The organism is Mycobacterium sp. NGS22, from assembly GCF_059813095.1.
On the sequence record NZ_JCALDY010000024.1, the window covers coordinates 39108 to 54365 of the forward strand.

A 15258-nucleotide genomic window follows, 5' to 3' on the forward strand; every position below is an offset into this window, starting at 1 on the left:
GGATTCGTGTGTGGCGCTTGCTACGCGCGCGGCGTCCCCGCCGGGAGGTGCAGTACGGCCTTTTCGGTGACGAACGCCTCGGCGTAGCGGGCGCGGCATTGCACGCCGCGGATCCGCATCAACCCGAGGAATGTCTCGTCGTCGAACCAGTCCCGGCCGGTCTGCGACGGGTAGCACTGGGCGAGCAGTCGGGCCTTGTGGTGTGCCAGCTCGTCTGAAATCGGCACGTAGAGTGCGGGATTGGGCAGATCAGACTCCCACTTGAGGATCTCGTAGCCCAGCACCAGGTGCGCGCGGAACTCGGTGGGCAGCAGCTTGGCGAGCAACCGGTGATCCTGGTGGTAGTCGTTGCGCTGCGGTCCCAGCACGAGGTCTGGTTCGCAGCTGCGCCGGAACTCGGCGAGGTGCCGCTTGACCGTTCCCCAGTGCTCAGGAAGCCGGCCGTCGGGCAGGTCCGCGACGGTCAGCCGCACGTCGGCGTTCGGGAAGAACGCCGCGAGAGCGCCCTTTTCCTCGATCTCGCGGTCGGTGCCCGCGCCGGTCAGCACCAGCGCGTGGATGACCAGACCGGGATTGGCGCGCTCCAACTGCATCAACGTGCCGCCGGCTCCGATGGCGATGTCGTCGCAGTGCGCTCCGACGACGGCGACCGAACCGACGCCGTCCCCCGACCCGAGCGTCAGTGGGGTCATGCTTCCCAGACCGCCCAGGGACGGATGCCCTTGTTGTAGTCGGCGTCGAGTTCGGCGCGCTCCTTGAACGTGTCGGCCGGCTTCCAGAAGCCGTCGTGCTGGTAACCGAGCAGCCGGCCGGTGCCCGCCAGCGTCATGCACGCATCGCCCACCAGGTCGCCGTTTTCCGGGATCAGGTCGATGACGTCCTGGCGCAGCACGAAGTATCCGCCGTTCACCCAGATCGGGAACTTGGCGATCGGCGCGATCTCCTTGATGTCGCCGTCGGTGCTGACGTCGACGCAGTGGAACGACGACTGCGGGGGGACGACCAGCATCGAGGCCGCAGCACCGGTCTCGTGGAAGCGGTCGATCATCGTGTCCAGCGGAGCGTCGGTGAGCACGTCGGCGTAGTTGGCCAGGAAGTACTCGTCGTCACCGAGGTACTGCCGGACCCGGCGCAGGCGCTCGCCGATCGGCGACTCCAGGCCGGTGTCGACGAAGGTGATGGTCCAGTCCGACATGTCGGTGTCGAGCAGCTCGACCTTGCCGCCGCGCATCACGAAGTCGTTGGACTCGGTCTCGCGGTAGTTGACGAAGAAGTCTTTGACCATCGCCTGGCCGTAGCCGAGGCACAGGATGAACTCGGTGTGGCCGTAATGGGCGTAGTAGCGCATCACGTGCCACAGGAGTGGGCGGGGACCCACCATCTGCAACGGCTTGGGGACGAGATCGCCGTCCGCGCTGCGCATCCGCATGCCGTAGCCGCCGCAGAAGAGTACGACCTTCATTTCCATGCCCCCTTCGGGCCGAGGGCAGAGTTCTCACTTGCCCGGACTGAGCTCCGTGCAGCTCCGCACCGGGCGGTCGGAAGAACATACATACCCAACCACCTTCTATCCTGATTATTACATACTAATGTGATGATTTAAAGCTGAAACGATGACTTAAAGTACGGCGATGCAGTTGTGAGGTTTCTGATCGTCTACAATGGCGCAGATCGGTAGGTCGCGGTCCTACTGAGGCGGGTACCTCGTACTGAACCGAGATCGCGGTGATGCGACATCGTCGTCAGATCCGGGGTCAGAGGACGGCGCCGTATCCGGCCGACGGCGGCTGGGCCATCACCGTGGGAACCAGTCCGTATCGAGGACCGGCAGCCGGGCCGGCCGCCGCGGCACCGCGCGGCATCCCGCCCAGCAAGCTCGGCGGGACCGCCCCCAGCGCGGCGCCGTTCCCGCCCGGAAGTGCCGAGCTGATGCCGGCCAGATGAGCGGTGGGGATCACGCTGGTCCAGGCCGGCGGCACCGACAACGAGCCCAGGCTCGCCGCCTGGCCCATGGCGCCCAATGCACCTGCACCAACTGCCTCCGCGCCGCCGACGGCGGCGGCTTCGGCCATGCCTTCGGCTGCTTCCGCCGCGACCGCGCCGACCTGCGACAGGCCTTGCATGCTCTGGGCGATGCCCAGCAGGCTGCTCAGCGCGAACAGGGGCATGACGGCCATGTTCAGGTAGTTGGACATGTCGCCGCTGGACATGGTGGTGCCGATGGGCAAAGCGGCGCCCGGCGCGGCGGAGCTCAGTGACGCCGGAACCGCCATGCTCTGCAACGTCGTGGGCATCCCATTGACCAGCGAGGCGAGTGTGGTTTGGGTGGCCGCGGTCTCACCGGTGGCTTCCGAAACCGCGGTGGCCTGAGCGGCCACTCCGGCGGCATCGGTGACCTGCGGCGGCGCCTCGAACGGTGTCAGAGTGCTAGCCGCAGCCGAACCGGCCGCATAGCTGTACATCGCCAGCGCGTCCTGGGCCCACATCTCGCTGTAGTGGGCTTCGGTGGCTGCGATCGCCGGCGAGTTCTGACCGAAGAAATTGGTCGCGACCAGCGTGGCCAGCAATACCCGATTGGCCGCGATCACCATCGGTGGGACCGTCATCGAGTAGGCGGCCTCGTAGGCCCCGACTGCGGCGCGGGCCTGGCCGGCCGCGGCCTCGGCCTGGGCGGCCGTGGCTTCCATCCACACCGCATACGGCGTGGCGGCCGACGCTGCGCCGATTGCCGCGGGACCCAGCCACGGGCCGCTGGTCATGCCCGTGATCACCGACGAATATGCCGACGCGGCCGATTGCAGTTCAGCAGCCAACTCGTCCCACGCAACGGACGCGGCCAGCAATGGTCCCGCCCCTGCGCCGGCATACATCCGGGCAGAGTTGATCTCTGGTGGCAGTGCGCCGAAATCCATGCCGTAACCCCCCGTATCCCCGATTCGTCAACCCGCCGCGGCCGCGTTGGCAGCTTCGGTGGCGGCGTAAGAACCCGCGCTGACCTGCAAGGTCTGCACGAACATCTGGTGTATCTCGGCGGCCTGCGCACTTACGGCCTGGTACAGCTGGCCGTGCGCGGCGAACTGGATCGCGGTGAGCGCGGAGACCTCGTCCGCGGCAGCGGGCGCCAGGGCGGTCGTCGGCACGGCCGCGGCGGTGCTGCTCGTGCTGACGGCCGAGCCGATGCCCTGCAGGGTGGAGGCCGAAGCCGTCAAGGCGTCTGGGTGTGTGGTCACGAACGACATGCGACTCTCCTCATGCAGAGCTTGATTCCGGTGGCCGGCTGGTGCGGCTAGGAACATGTTCCCAAACCAATAGCTTGTTGAAACCTGACTATACATACTTTTGGGACGATGTGAAGGTCTGCAACTGACCTTCAGTATTTATGGAGCGAATATGCAATCTTTTGTGGCGTACGCCACGTTGTGAGGGACCCAGACTGCTAACCTCGCAAGTGGCGCCCCAGGCCGCCGGAGACAAGCCCGCCGGGTACGTTCGGCTCACGAACCGGACGTCCTGCTCGAGGAAGGCATCGTGATGGTGCAAGTGACGCTCAGCGGCGCCGGCCGCGTAGTCTCCGCGTGTCGTCAACCGGGGTCAGATGACGACTGAACAGACCGACGGACGAGCAGACACCACCCGCCAACAGATTCTGCGCGCCGCAGCACACCAGTTCGCCCGCCGTCCGTACCACGATGTCGGGCTGGACGACATCCTCGCCGAGGCCGAGCTGACCAAAGGCGCGATGTACTTTCATTTCCGCTCCAAGCACGCGCTGGCGGTGGCCATCATCAACCAGCACACGCTCGAGGGCCGGGCTTCGGTCGACGATCTGCTGGCACGGCAGCTCTCCGGCCTGGAAACCCTGATCGACTTCTGCTATCTGGCTGCCGTGAAAGACATGACCAAGGACGTGGCCAGGGCCGCTTCCCACCTGATCGAGTCGGTCGGACGGACCGAGGGCCTGCAGAAGCAGCTGCTGAGCGGGTGGATCGACATGCTGGCCGACGCCGCCGAGCGGGCCATCGCCGAGGGAGATGTCTCGGCACGCTGGCAGCCACGCGACGTCGGGCGGCTCGTCGTGTCGATGTACATGGGCCTGCGCCAGACCAGTGATCTCGACGATCCGCGCCAGTACCTGCTCGATCTGGAATGCAACTGCATGCTGGTGCTGGCCGGAATCCTGGAACCGGACCGCACCGAATATTTCACTCAATTCGTCAGACGGCGTACCGCGCTCGCGATTTCGGCCACCGCCGCCCCGGCTGCCAAGGACTGATCGGTCCCATCTGGGACGCGCGATCAAGAACGGCGTGGCGGCGGCTGTTAGTATTTACCGGCTGACCAGGAAAAATAGAACGTGCAGGTCCGGCGCCTAAACCGGATCGACATCATTGGGAGGGCAGCGCAATGGCGCGCCAGGTTCGTTCCGAGGTGACGCGGCGAAAGATCCTCGACGCCGCGATCGACGTGTTCAGCGAAGTCGGCTACGCGGCCGCCGGTTGGGGCACGATCATCGAGCGGACGGGCATGACCAAAGGTGCCCTCTACCACCACTTCGACTCCAAGGAAGCGCTGGCCTCCGACATCATCGACGAGGGTGCGGCGGTGCTGCTCGGCGCTTTTCGCAATGTCTGCGGATCGGCATCCCCCGCGCTGGAGAACATGATCCACGGCACGTTCGCGATCGCTCACGTGCTCAGCTCCGACAAGACGGCCCGGGCGGCCGAACAGCTGGTCGCGGCCCTGAGCGGGTACAACGACGCGGCGGCCCGATGTTCTGCGAGCTGGGTGGCAGAAATGGCGACTCAGGCCGCTCGGGCGATCAGCGAAGGTGACCTACGCGAAGACGTCGACCCGGGCGCACTCAGCGAAACGATCGTCGGGGCCATGGTCGGTACGCGGTTGCTGTCCATCGCGATGTCGCGCAGCCGCAGCAACGAAGGCCTGATCGGAGAGCTCAACGCTCGATTGAGCCAGATCTGGATGCTGCTGCTGCCCGGTGTCGCGTCGGAAGCCTCGCTGCCCTATTTCCGGCAGTTCCTGGCTCGGGAGGCGATGCGCAGCACCCCGCCCGCCGCGCCGGAAGGTCGCGTCGTCGCCCTGCCGGAAACCAGCTAACTCGCCGCGCTCGCAACCTGACTGGGGCGGCGGTCCCTGATGATCCGGGCCGGAACGCCGGCGACGTCGACGTCGTCGGGCACCGGTTTGGTCACCACGGCGCCGGCGTAGATGCCGACGCGGTCACCGACGTCGACTCCGATCACCATCGCGCCGGGGAAGATATAGACGTCGTCGCCGATCGTGGGGTACTCGCCCGTACGTCCTTCGCCGATCGTGACACCTTGGTGGATCCGGCAGTTCGCGCCGATTTTCGCCCGGTGATGCACGTGAACCCAGCCGATATGCGCGACCGACAGGCCCGGTCCGAAACAGTTCGGGGAGATCCCGATTCCGAACTTCTCGGTCAGGAATTTCAGCCGTAGCCGCAGGTAACAGGCGACGAGGTGGCCGAAGGGTGTCCGGGCGGTGTTCGTCCAGTATTCCGTCTTGCGCAGCACTCGCTGAAAGTATGGCGCGCGGTGCCGGAGCCGGTAGTGAAGCCGCCAGCGCTCCAACCCTTGCGCCTGCAAATCCGCTGCTAGATACGACTCCAGATCCCTGCGAGTGGTGATCACCCGTAAAACCATACTGCAAGTATCAACAAAAGCCTAGAGCATGACTTTGGGTATTCAACGATTCCGGCGCGGCTACGGGGCGGGATTCCGAGATCTCAGACTTGCGCGCGCACGACCTATGCCTTGACGGCCAGATCAAGGTTCCCGCTGTCGCCCTACTCAAACGTCATGTGACATACGTCACTGCCGGGTCAGCGCTCTTCTTCCCACAGCTGTTCGGTCAGATCCTGGAAAGCCGCCAGCGCGAACCTGTCGTCGGCACGCCGCACGGCCGAGCGACTCATCAGGGCGCGCACCACCGAACCGTCCTTGTGTGCCAGTTCCACCACCATGTTGGCCAGGGCATGGACGAAGGACAGCAGGGACGATTCCGATTCCGGCGCCTGATGGAAGATCTCGTCGAACCGCAGCGCCAGCACTTCTTCGGGTTCGCTGCCCACCATCTGGGCGAAAGCGGTGTTGGTGAACAGGATGCTGCCGTCGTCGGCGACTGCGAGGACCGGAACCGGGATCCGTTCCAGCACCACGAGAGCAGGTAGCTGCTTGAGGGTGGTCATCGGCGATTGGCTGATTTGCCGATTCCGTCTTCGCTCCACGCTCAAGATTATGGCCTACGACGAAAATTAACTTCATTCGCCTTCGCTAGGCGGCTGATACCGGGGGAACACTCCGGTCGGTGGCGGCAACGCGGTGCCGGGGGCCAGCCGTGTCTCGATGGCCGTGAATGACCGCTGGTCATCGGTCTGGCCGAGCAGATCCAGCAACTTGGCCGACGATTCGGGCATCACCGGGGCGACCAAGAGCGCAGCGATGCGGACCACCTCGCAGGTGACATAGAGCGTCGTGCGGAACCGGTCCTGGTCGGACTCGGACTCGCTCTTGCGCAGCACCCACGGCTGCTGGGCCGAGAAATACTTGTTCGCATCACCCAGCATCAGCCAAATCGCTTCCAGCGCAAGGTGCATCGCTTGGACGTCGAAATGCGCGCGCACCCGCTCCAGCAGGCCGTCGGCGGTGGCCAGCAACTCGATGTCGGCGCTGCTGAACTCGCCGGGTGCGGGCACCGCGCCACCCAGGTTCTTGGCGACCATGGACAGCGACCGCTGGGCCAGGTTGCCCAACTCGTTGGCCAGGTCGGTGTTGATCCGGGTGATGATCGACTCGTCGCTGTAGCTGCCGTCCTGGCCGAACGGGATCTCGCGCATCAGGAAATAGCGAATCTGATCCACCCCGAACGTGTCGACCAGGGCGACCGGGTCAACGATGTTGCCCACCGACTTGCTCATCTTCTCGCCGCTGTTGAGCAGGAACCCGTGCGCGAAAACCCTTCGGGGCAAATCGATTCCGGCAGACATCAGAAACGCGGGCCAATAGACGGCGTGGAATCTGATGATGTCTTTGCCGATGATGTGCAGATCGGCCGGCCAGAAGCGGCGGAACGATTCCGACTCGGTGCGCGGAAAGCCAACTCCGGTCAGGTAATTGGTGAGCGCGTCGATCCAGACGTACATGACGTGGCCGGGATGCCCGGGTACCTGTACCCCCCAGTCGAACGACGTCCGGGAGATGGAGAGATCCCGTAGTCCACCGGAAACGAAGCTGACGACTTCGTTGCGGCGCACCTCGGGTCCGATGAAATCCGGGTTGGCCTCGTAGTGGGCCAGCAGCTTGTCGGCGTAGGCCGAGAGGCGGAAGAAGAAGGTCTGTTCCTCGGTCCAGGTCACCGGCGTGCCGGTTTCGACGGCGACCCGAACCCCTTCTACGACAGTGGTTTCCGATTCGACGAAGAATCGCTCGTCGCGTACCGAATACCAACCGGAGTATGCGTCCAGATAGATGTCGCCCGCGGCTTCGATGCGCCGCCAGATCTCCTTGGACGCCTCGTGGTGGTCGGCGTCGGTGGTGCGGATGAAGCGGTCGAAGGAGATGTTCAGCTTCTGCTGCAGCCGCTGGTACACATCGGAGTTGCGGCGGGCCAGGTCCGCGGTGGGCAGTCCCTCGGCGGCAGCGGCCTGAGCCATCTTGAGTCCGTGCTCGTCGGTGCCGGTCAGGTAACGCACGTCGAAGCCGTCCAGGCGCTTGAACCTCGCGATGACGTCGCTGGAGATGAATTCATAAGCGTGTCCCAGATGCGGCGCGGCATTGGGATAGGTGATCGCGTTGGTGACGTAGTAGGGCTTCATCGAGATTCACCCTATTGTGTGCGCGTGAGTTCCAACCGATCTGGGGAACGGGAAGCGCCGCCCGCCCCGGAGCCGCTTTCGCCGCTGATCGACGCCCACACCCACCTGGACGCGTGCGGTGCCTCGGACGCCGGGGGAGTGCGGGCCGTCCTGGACCGGGCGGCCGCCGTCGGCGTCGAGGCCGTGGTCACCATCGCCGACGACATGGATTCGGCCCGCTGGGTCGCGCAGACCACCGAATGGGACTCACGGGTCTACGGGGCGGTGGCGCTGCACCCGACCCGCACCGACGCACTCACCGACACCGCGCGCACTGAGATCGAGGCGCTGGCCGCCCATCCGCGCGTCGTCGCCGTCGGCGAGACCGGCATGGACCTGTACTGGCCCGGCAAGCTGGACGGTTGCGCGAGCCCGGACGTCCAGCGCGAGGCGTTCGCCTGGCACATCGACCTGGCCAAGCGGCTCGGCAAGCCGCTGATGATCCACAACCGCGACGCCGACCGCGAGGTGCTCGACGTACTGCGCGCCGAGGGCCCCCCGGACACGGTGATCTTCCACTGCTTCTCCTCGGACAGCGCGATGGCGCGCGAGTGCGTGGCGAGCGGATGGTTGCTGAGCCTGTCCGGGACGGTGAGCTTCCGCAACGCGCGCGCCCTGCGCGAAGCCGTCGCGCTGATACCGATCGGGCAACTTCTGGTGGAGACCGACGCACCGTTTTTGACGCCGCACCCGTACCGGGGCGCAGCGAACGAACCTTACTGTCTGCCCTACACCGTGCGCGCGCTGGCTGAACTGGTCGATCGGCCCGCCGAAGAATTGGCGGAAGTCACCACGAGCAACGCCCGTCGGGCGTATCGACTGGCCGTTTGACCCGGGCCTGGCGCCTAACATCCGCGAGCCGGAGTTGCTCAGCAATGGACGGTTCGTTACCGTCTTGTGATCGTACGGGTGGGCCGCTGGGCCCATTTTGTCATTTCAGCTGAATAAGGTCTGGAAGCTCGCTCCAGAGTGGTTGCTCGCACAGGGTTGTGGTGGGTCGGTAAGTCAAGAGACAGACACGGAATTGACATTGAATTTAATTACTAAACTTCATCAAACTGAATCACCGGTGTTGCGCCTGGTAGTTGGCGCTTTATTACTGGCATTGACATTCGCCGGCGGCTTCGCCGTCTCCGCATCCAAGACCGTGACGCTGACCGTGGACGGCACCTCGCTGCGGGTGAACACGATGAAGTCGCGGGTCATCGACATCGTCGAAGAGAACGGGTTCTCCGTCGACCAGCGGGACGACCTCTACCCGGCCGCTGACGTCAGCGTCGATGACGCCGCCACCATCGTGCTGCGCCGCAGCCGGCCGTTGCAGATCACGCTGGACGGCCAGAACTCCCGGCAGGTGTGGACCACCGCGTCCACCGTGGACGAGGCGCTGGCCCAGCTGGCCATGACCGACACCGCCCCGGCGGCCGCTTCCCGGGCCAGCCGGGTTCCGCTGGCCGGCATGTCGCTGCCGGTGGTGAGCGCCAAGACGGTCGAGATCAACGACGGCGGCATGGTGCGCACGGTGCGCCTGCCGGCGCCCAACGTCGCCGGGTTACTCGCCGCCGCCGGTGCCCCGCTGCAGGACAGCGACCAGGTACTGCCCGAAGCCGGCAGCCCGGTCGTCGACGGCATGCAGATCCTGGTCACCCGGAACCGCATCGAGCGGGTCACCGAGCGGATGCCGCTGCCGCCGCCCGCGCGTCGCATCGAGGACCCGGAGCTGAACATGAGCCGTGAGATCGTCGAGGACCCGGGCATGCCGGGCACCCAGGACGTGACGTTCGCGGTAGCCCAGGTCAACGGCGTCGAGACCGGACGGTTGCCGATCTCCAATACCGTGGTCGCACCGGCCCGCGAAGCCGTGGTGCGGGTGGGCGCCAAGCCGGGCACCGAGGTGCCCCCGGTGAGCGACGGCAGCATCTGGGATTCGCTGGCCGGTTGCGAGGCCGGTGGGAACTGGTCCATCAACACCGGTAACGGTTTCTACGGTGGGGTGCAGTTCGACTTCGGCACCTGGGTCGCCAACGGCGGGCTGCGGTATGCGCCCCGTGCTGACCTGGCCACCCGCGAAGAGCAGATCGCGATCGCCGAAGTGACCCGGCAGCGCCAAGGCTGGGGCGCGTGGCCCGTGTGCAGTGGTCGGGTCGGTGCGCACTGACGATCCGGTTGCTCGGGCGCACCGAGATCCGGCGGCTAGCCAAAGAACTTGAGTTCCGCCCGCGGAAATCGCTGGGACAGAACTTCGTCCACGACGCCAACACGGTGCGACGCGTGGTCACGACCTCCGGCATCGGTAAGTCGGACGTCGTGCTCGAGGTCGGGCCGGGGTTGGGGTCGTTGACGCTGGCGCTGCTCGACCGCGGCGCGACCGTCACCGCCGTCGAGATCGACCCGGTGTTGGCTGCGCGCCTGCCCCAGACCATCGCCGAGCACTCCGACAGTGAAATCCAGCGCTTCTCGGTCATCAACCGCGACGTGCTGTCGCTGCGCCGCGACGAGCTCGCAGCCCAACCGACCGCGGTGGTGGCGAATCTGCCCTACAACGTCGCGGTCCCGGCGCTACTGCACCTGCTGGCCGAGTTTCCGTCGATCCGGGTGGTGACGGTGATGGTGCAGGCCGAGGTCGCCGACCGGTTGGCCGCCGAGCCCGGCGGCAAGGAGTACGGCGTCCCCAGCGTCAAGGTCGGCTTCTACGGGCGGGTACGGCGTTGCGGCACGGTGTCGCCGACGGTGTTCTGGCCCATTCCGCGGGTCTACTCCGGGTTGGTGCGCATCGACCGTTACGAGACGTCGCCGTGGCCCACCGACGAAGCGTTCCGTACCCGCGTCTTCCAATTGGTCGACATCGCTTTCGCCCAGCGGCGCAAGACATCCCGCAACGCGTTCGTGGGGTGGGCGGGGTCAGGCAACGAATCTGCGAACCGGCTGCTGGCGGCCAGCATCGACCCCGCGCGTCGCGGTGAGACGCTGTCGATCGAGGATTTCGTGCGGCTGCTGCAGCGCTCCGGTGACTCGACTGACACGGCGGACCCGGTGCAGAGTTAGTCTGCTGCGGTGACTGACGGCAACACCGCAGAGTTGTGGGTGCCCACCGGGTCGGTCACCGTTCGGGTGCCGGGGAAAGTCAATCTGTACCTGGCCGTGGGTGACCGGCGCGACGACGGCTATCACGAGTTGACGACGGTGTTCCACGCCGTGTCGCTGTTCGACGAGGTGACGGTGCGCAACGCCGACGTGCTCTCGCTCGAGCTGGTGGGGGAGGGCGCCGACAAGCTGCCCACCGACGAGCGCAACCTGGCCTGGCGCGCCGCGGAGCTGTTGGCCGACCACGTCGGCCGGGCGCCCGACGTGTCGGTCCTGATCGACAAGTCCATCCCGGTCGCCGGCGGCATGGCCGGCGGCAGCGCCGACGCGGCCGCGGTGCTGGTGGCGATGAACTCGCTGTGGGAACTCAACTTGCCGCGCCGTGACCTGCGCCTGCTGGCCTCGCGGCTGGGCAGCGACGTGCCGTTCGCGCTGCACGGCGGCACCGCGCTGGGGACGGGTCGTGGCGAGGAGCTGGCCACCGTGTTGTCCCGCAACACATTTCACTGGGTGCTGGCGTTCGCCGACAGCGGGTTGTCGACCCCGAAGGTCTACGGCGAACTGGACCGGCTGCGCGAGGTCGGCGATCCGCCGCGGCTCGACGAGGCCGGGCCGGTACTGGCCGCGCTGGCCGCCGGTGACCCGCAGCAACTCGCCCCGCTGCTGGGCAACGAGATGCAGGCGGCCGCGGTGAGTCTGGATCCGGCGTTGCGCCGGGCGCTGCGTGCGGGTGTGGAGGCGGGCGCGCTGGCCGGGATCGTGTCCGGCTCGGGACCGACGTGCGCGTTCCTGTGCGCCTCGGCGGACGCGGCGGTGGACGTCGGCACGCAGCTGTCGGGGGCGGGTGTCTGCCGCACCGTCCGGGTGGCCACCGGTCCGGTGCCGGGGGCTCGCGTGGTGCCCGCGCCCACCGACGGTGGTCTTTGACTCCGATGTGACATCGAACTCATATCGTGTCAGGGTTTTGCAGTTACTTAAGAGTTGCTTAAGATAATCCGCGGTGACGAGTCGCGGTAGCACGGCGCATGGCCGCGCTTCATCACCAAATCGAGACCTAACCGCTCCCCAATATGTGCGCGCGCCTGCCTCGAAGCGAGATCTGGCGGGTGGAACATGGAAGTTCGGACCTTGAGGGATGCGTTGGAACCGAGGAGGTTTGGGTGAGCAGGTTTACCGAGAAGATGTTCCGCAGTGCCCGCACCTCCACGACGGGCATGGTCACCGGTGAACCGCACGAACCCGTCCGTCACACCTGGGGCGAGGTGCACGAACGTGCCCGCTCTATCGCCGGCGGGCTGGCCGCTGCGGGCATCGGTCTCGGCGACGCCGTCGGGGTGCTGGCCGGCTTCCCGGTGGAGATCGCCCCGACCGCGCAGGGGTTGTGGATGCGCGGTGCCAGCCTGACGATGCTGCACCAGCCCACCCCGCGCACCGACCTGGCGGTGTGGGCCGACGACACCATGACCGTCATCGGCATGATCGAGGCCAAGGCCGTCATCGTCTCCGAGCCGTTCACCGTGGCCATCCCGGTGCTCGAAGAAAAAGGCATCAAGGTCCTGACCGTCGCCGACCTGCTCGCGTCGGACCCGATCGACCCGATCGAGGTCGGCGAGGACGACCTGGCGCTGATGCAGCTGACGTCCGGGTCGACGGGATCTCCCAAAGCGGTCCAGATCACCCACCGCAACATCTACTCCAACGCCGAAGCGATGTTCGTCGGCGCCGAGTACGACGTCGACAAAGACGTGATGGTCAGCTGGCTGCCCTGCTTCCACGACATGGGCATGGTCGGATTCCTCACCATTCCGATGTTCTTCGGCGCGGAGTTGGTCAAGGTCACGCCGATGGACTTCCTGCGTGACACGCTGCTGTGGGCGAAGTTGATCGACAAGTACAAGGGCACCATGACCGCGGCCCCGAACTTCGCCTACGCGCTGTTGGCCAAGCGGTTGCGCCGCCAGGCCAAGCCGGGCCAGTTCGACCTGTCCACCCTGCGTTTCGCGCTGTCCGGCGCCGAGCCCGTCGAACCCGCCGACGTGGAGGACCTGCTGGACGCGGGACGGCCGTTCGGGTTGCGACCGTCGGCGATCCTGCCGGCCTACGGGATGGCCGAGACGACGCTGGCGGTGTCCTTCTCCAAGTGCAACTCCGGTCTGGTCGTCGACGAGGTCGACGCCGACCTGCTGGCCGCGCTGCGCCGCGCCGTCCCCGCCACCAAGGGCAACACCCGCCGGCTGGCCACGCTGGGACCGCTGCTGCAGGATCTGGAAGCCCGCATCGTCGACGAGGACGGCAATGTGATGCCGTCGCGCGGAGTCGGTGTCATCGAGCTGCGCGGGGAGTGCCTCACGCCCGGCTACATCACCATGGGTGGCTTCATCCCGGCTCAGGACGAGCACGGCTGGTACGACACCGGCGACCTGGGCTACCTCACCGACGACGGCCACGTCGTGGTGTGCGGCCGCGTCAAGGACGTCATCATCATGGCCGGGCGCAACATCTACCCGACCGACATCGAGCGGGCGGCCGGGCGGGTCGACGGGGTCCGGCCCGGTTGTGCGGTGGCGGTGCGCCTGGACGCCGGGCACTCCCGTGAGTCCTTCGCGGTCGCGGTCGAGTCGAACGCGTTCGAGGACCCGGTCCAAGTGCGCCGTATCGAGCATGACGTGGCTCACGAGGTCGTCAAAGAGGTCGACGTGCGGCCCCGCAATGTCGTCGTGCTGGGTCCCGGGACGATTCCGAAGACGCCGTCGGGCAAGCTGCGCCGCGCCAACTCGGTCACGCTGGTCACCTAAGTTCGCCGAGCAGACGCAAAAGCCCCCATTTCGTGCCGAAATAAGGGGCTTTTGCGTCTGCTCGCGCGCCTATGGCCAGGCGTGCACGCGGTTCTGCGCGGGCTCGAGACCCAATTCGATCAGCAACTCGGTGGCGTCGGCGGCCTGCTCGCAGATGGTCGGGATCTCCGGTCGTTCGGCGGAATTGAATGGTTCCAGCACGAACGCGGCGGGATCCTTGCGCCCGGGCGGACGGCCGATCCCGATCCGCACGCGCTGAAAGTCCTTGCTGCCCAACGCCGAAGCCACCGAACGCAGTCCGTTGTGGCCGCCCTCACCGCCGCCCAACTTGAGGCGGATACGACCGAACTCGAGGTCGAGTTCGTCGTGGATGACGATGACGTCGCCCGGCGGCACCGAGTAGAACTTGGCCAGCGGCCCCACCTGCCGACCGGACTCGTTCATGTAACAGCGTGGCTTGGCCAGCACCACCGGCCGTCCAGCCAACCGGCCGGTGCTGACTTCGGCGCCGGAACGCTTGTGCGCCTTGAATTTCGCGCCCATCCGGGCGGCGAGCAGATCGGCAACCACGAAGCCGAGATTGTGGCGGGTCCGGGCGTAGTTGTCCCCCGGGTTGCCCAGGCCGACCACGAGATGGGGTTCGGCCATCGTCGCCTACTCGGAAGCGTCGGCGGCCTCGGTCTCGCCGCCCTCTTCGTCTGCGGCTGCGCCCGATTCCTCGGCCTCGCCCGTGTCGCCCGCACCTTCCTCGGCCAGGTCCTCGGCGGTCGGCGCCTGGACCACGTTGACCACCAGCAGGTCCGGGTCGGAGACCAGGGTGACGCCGTTGGGCAGCTCGATCTGGCTGGCGGTGAACTGGGTGCCCGCTTCGGCGCCCTCCACGGACACCGTCAACTGCTCGGGAATCGACAGCGCTTCGGCCTCGATCTCGATGGCGTTGGCGTCCTGCGTGACCAGCGTGTCGGGGCCGGCTTCGCCCTCGACGATGACGGTCACCTCGACGGTGACCTTCTCGCCGCGGCGCACTACCAGCAGGTCGGCGTGCTGGATGGTGCGTCGGATCGGGTGGATGTCGATCGACTTGGTCAGCGCGAGCTGTTCCTTGCCGGCGATGTCCAGGGTGAGCACCGCGTTGGTACCCGAGTGGCGCAACACGGCCGCGAAGTCGTGGCCGGGCAGCTCCAAGTGCTGCGGGTCGCTGCCGTGCCCGTAGAGCACGGCGGGAATCCTGCCTTCGCGCCGGGCGCGGCGGGAGGCGCCCTTGCCGGTGTCGGTGCGCACCGAGGCGCTGAGCTGGTTGACTGCGGACTTGGCCATGTGTGTCGCTCCTGTGTGTGAGGGCACGGCCAGGGATCGCGACAGGATGTCGGTCTCCGTCGATAACGGTGCTGGTCTAGCTCGTGCACCCTCGCCGTGACGCCCGGTCAGGTTAGCGCATTCGTGGTGCGCGGCGGAAATCAGAGCGGGCCGCGGGCGGGGTCGTCG

Annotated in this window: 16 protein-coding genes; 7 read left to right on the plus strand and 9 right to left on the minus strand. The window is 66.6% G+C overall.

Annotated elements, in window-relative coordinates; all coding sequences use genetic code 11:
* Positions 1–20 precede the first annotated feature (20 nt).
* The 4 genes from AC5Y47_RS20085 to AC5Y47_RS20100 all read right to left on the minus strand — a co-directional run bounded on the left by AC5Y47_RS20085 (position 21) and on the right by AC5Y47_RS20100 (position 3239).
* Positions 21–692 (minus strand): PIG-L deacetylase family protein, encoded by a 672-nt coding sequence (locus AC5Y47_RS20085; RefSeq protein WP_499946004.1) that lies wholly within the window; start codon positions 690–692, stop codon positions 21–23.
* Complete coding sequence (locus AC5Y47_RS20090) at positions 689–1462, minus strand: glycosyltransferase family protein (protein ID WP_499946005.1); 774 nt, start codon at positions 1460–1462, stop codon at positions 689–691. The genes AC5Y47_RS20085 and AC5Y47_RS20090 overlap by 4 nt, the downstream gene beginning before the upstream one ends.
* Before the next feature lie 292 nt (positions 1463–1754).
* Positions 1755–2912 carry a PPE family protein gene (locus AC5Y47_RS20095; protein WP_499946006.1) on the minus strand — a complete coding sequence of 386 codons (1158 nt, stop codon included), beginning with the start codon at positions 2910–2912 and terminating at the stop codon, positions 1755–1757.
* A 27-nt stretch (positions 2913–2939) separates the two neighbouring features.
* Positions 2940–3239: a PE family protein gene (locus AC5Y47_RS20100; protein ID WP_499946007.1), complete on the minus strand. Its 300-nt coding sequence runs from the start codon at positions 3237–3239 to the stop codon at positions 2940–2942.
* A gap of 356 nt (positions 3240–3595) precedes the next feature.
* Between AC5Y47_RS20100 and AC5Y47_RS20105 the strand changes: the two genes are divergently transcribed.
* Both AC5Y47_RS20105 and AC5Y47_RS20110 read left to right on the plus strand, forming a co-directional pair.
* On the plus strand, positions 3596–4273 hold the full coding sequence (locus AC5Y47_RS20105) for a TetR family transcriptional regulator (protein ID WP_499946008.1): 678 nt from the start codon (positions 3596–3598) through the stop codon (positions 4271–4273).
* Between the two features lie 131 nt (positions 4274–4404).
* Positions 4405–5115, plus strand: a complete 711-nt coding sequence (locus AC5Y47_RS20110) for a TetR family transcriptional regulator (RefSeq protein WP_499946009.1) — start codon at positions 4405–4407, stop codon at positions 5113–5115.
* Here AC5Y47_RS20110 and AC5Y47_RS20115 read toward each other — a convergent pair.
* The 3 genes from AC5Y47_RS20115 to metG form a co-directional block, all read right to left on the minus strand.
* On the minus strand, positions 5112–5672 hold the full coding sequence (locus AC5Y47_RS20115; RefSeq protein WP_499946010.1) for a serine acetyltransferase: 561 nt from the start codon (positions 5670–5672) through the stop codon (positions 5112–5114). The two genes, AC5Y47_RS20110 and AC5Y47_RS20115, sit on opposite strands and share 4 nt — an antisense overlap.
* Positions 5673–5863: 191 nt before the next feature.
* Positions 5864–6229, minus strand: coding sequence for a PAS domain S-box protein (locus tag AC5Y47_RS20120; protein WP_499946011.1), 366 nt, complete (start codon positions 6227–6229; stop codon positions 5864–5866).
* A 72-nt stretch (positions 6230–6301) separates the two neighbouring features.
* Complete coding sequence (gene metG / locus AC5Y47_RS20125) at positions 6302–7855, minus strand: methionine--tRNA ligase (protein ID WP_499946012.1); 1554 nt, start codon at positions 7853–7855, stop codon at positions 6302–6304.
* 18 nt (positions 7856–7873) lie between these two features.
* On the opposite strand from metG, the gene AC5Y47_RS20130 reads away from it, so the two are divergent.
* The 5 genes from AC5Y47_RS20130 (at position 7874) to AC5Y47_RS20150 (ending at position 13773) form a co-directional block, all read left to right on the plus strand.
* A complete protein-coding gene (locus AC5Y47_RS20130; RefSeq protein ID WP_499946013.1) occupies positions 7874–8725 on the plus strand; it encodes a TatD family hydrolase in 852 nt (283 codons plus the stop codon).
* 199 nt (positions 8726–8924) lie between these two features.
* Entirely contained in the window at positions 8925–10052 is a 1128-nt protein-coding gene (locus tag AC5Y47_RS20135; RefSeq protein ID WP_499946014.1) for a resuscitation-promoting factor, read from the plus strand.
* A complete protein-coding gene (rsmA, locus tag AC5Y47_RS20140) occupies positions 10025–10939 on the plus strand; it encodes a 16S rRNA (adenine(1518)-N(6)/adenine(1519)-N(6))-dimethyltransferase RsmA (RefSeq protein WP_499946037.1) in 915 nt (304 codons plus the stop codon). The genes AC5Y47_RS20135 and rsmA overlap by 28 nt, the downstream gene beginning before the upstream one ends.
* A gap of 9 nt (positions 10940–10948) precedes the next feature.
* Positions 10949–11905: a 4-(cytidine 5'-diphospho)-2-C-methyl-D-erythritol kinase gene (locus tag AC5Y47_RS20145; protein ID WP_499946015.1), complete on the plus strand. Its 957-nt coding sequence runs from the start codon at positions 10949–10951 to the stop codon at positions 11903–11905.
* A gap of 233 nt (positions 11906–12138) precedes the next feature.
* Complete coding sequence (locus tag AC5Y47_RS20150) at positions 12139–13773, plus strand: fatty acyl-AMP ligase (protein WP_499946016.1); 1635 nt, start codon at positions 12139–12141, stop codon at positions 13771–13773.
* 69 nt (positions 13774–13842) lie between these two features.
* On the opposite strand, the gene pth is transcribed toward AC5Y47_RS20150, so the two are convergent.
* Both pth and AC5Y47_RS20160 read right to left on the minus strand, forming a co-directional pair.
* The gene (pth, locus tag AC5Y47_RS20155; RefSeq protein ID WP_499946017.1) at positions 13843–14421 is read right to left on the minus strand and encodes an aminoacyl-tRNA hydrolase; all 579 of its coding nucleotides are present in this window, start codon (positions 14419–14421) and stop codon (positions 13843–13845) included.
* 6 nt (positions 14422–14427) lie between these two features.
* Entirely contained in the window at positions 14428–15090 is a 663-nt protein-coding gene (locus tag AC5Y47_RS20160) for a 50S ribosomal protein L25/general stress protein Ctc (protein WP_499946018.1), read from the minus strand.
* Positions 15091–15258 lie beyond the last annotated feature (168 nt).

Coding starts and splice junctions, on each gene's coding strand:
- AC5Y47_RS20120 (WP_499946011.1), bottom strand. CDS start 6,229: ATGACCACCCTCAAGCAGCTACCTGCTCTCGTGGTGCTGGAACGGATC.
- AC5Y47_RS20090 (WP_499946005.1), bottom strand. CDS start 1,462: ATGAAGGTCGTACTCTTCTGCGGCGGCTACGGCATGCGGATGCGCAGC.
- AC5Y47_RS20105 (WP_499946008.1), top strand. CDS start 3,596: ATGACGACTGAACAGACCGACGGACGAGCAGACACCACCCGCCAACAG.
- metG (WP_499946012.1), bottom strand. CDS start 7,855: ATGAAGCCCTACTACGTCACCAACGCGATCACCTATCCCAATGCCGCG.
- AC5Y47_RS20160 (WP_499946018.1), bottom strand. CDS start 15,090: ATGGCCAAGTCCGCAGTCAACCAGCTCAGCGCCTCGGTGCGCACCGAC.
- AC5Y47_RS20085 (WP_499946004.1), bottom strand. CDS start 692: ATGACCCCACTGACGCTCGGGTCGGGGGACGGCGTCGGTTCGGTCGCC.
- AC5Y47_RS20110 (WP_499946009.1), top strand. CDS start 4,405: ATGGCGCGCCAGGTTCGTTCCGAGGTGACGCGGCGAAAGATCCTCGAC.
- AC5Y47_RS20100 (WP_499946007.1), bottom strand. CDS start 3,239: ATGTCGTTCGTGACCACACACCCAGACGCCTTGACGGCTTCGGCCTCC.
- AC5Y47_RS20095 (WP_499946006.1), bottom strand. CDS start 2,912: ATGGATTTCGGCGCACTGCCACCAGAGATCAACTCTGCCCGGATGTAT.
- pth (WP_499946017.1), bottom strand. CDS start 14,421: ATGGCCGAACCCCATCTCGTGGTCGGCCTGGGCAACCCGGGGGACAAC.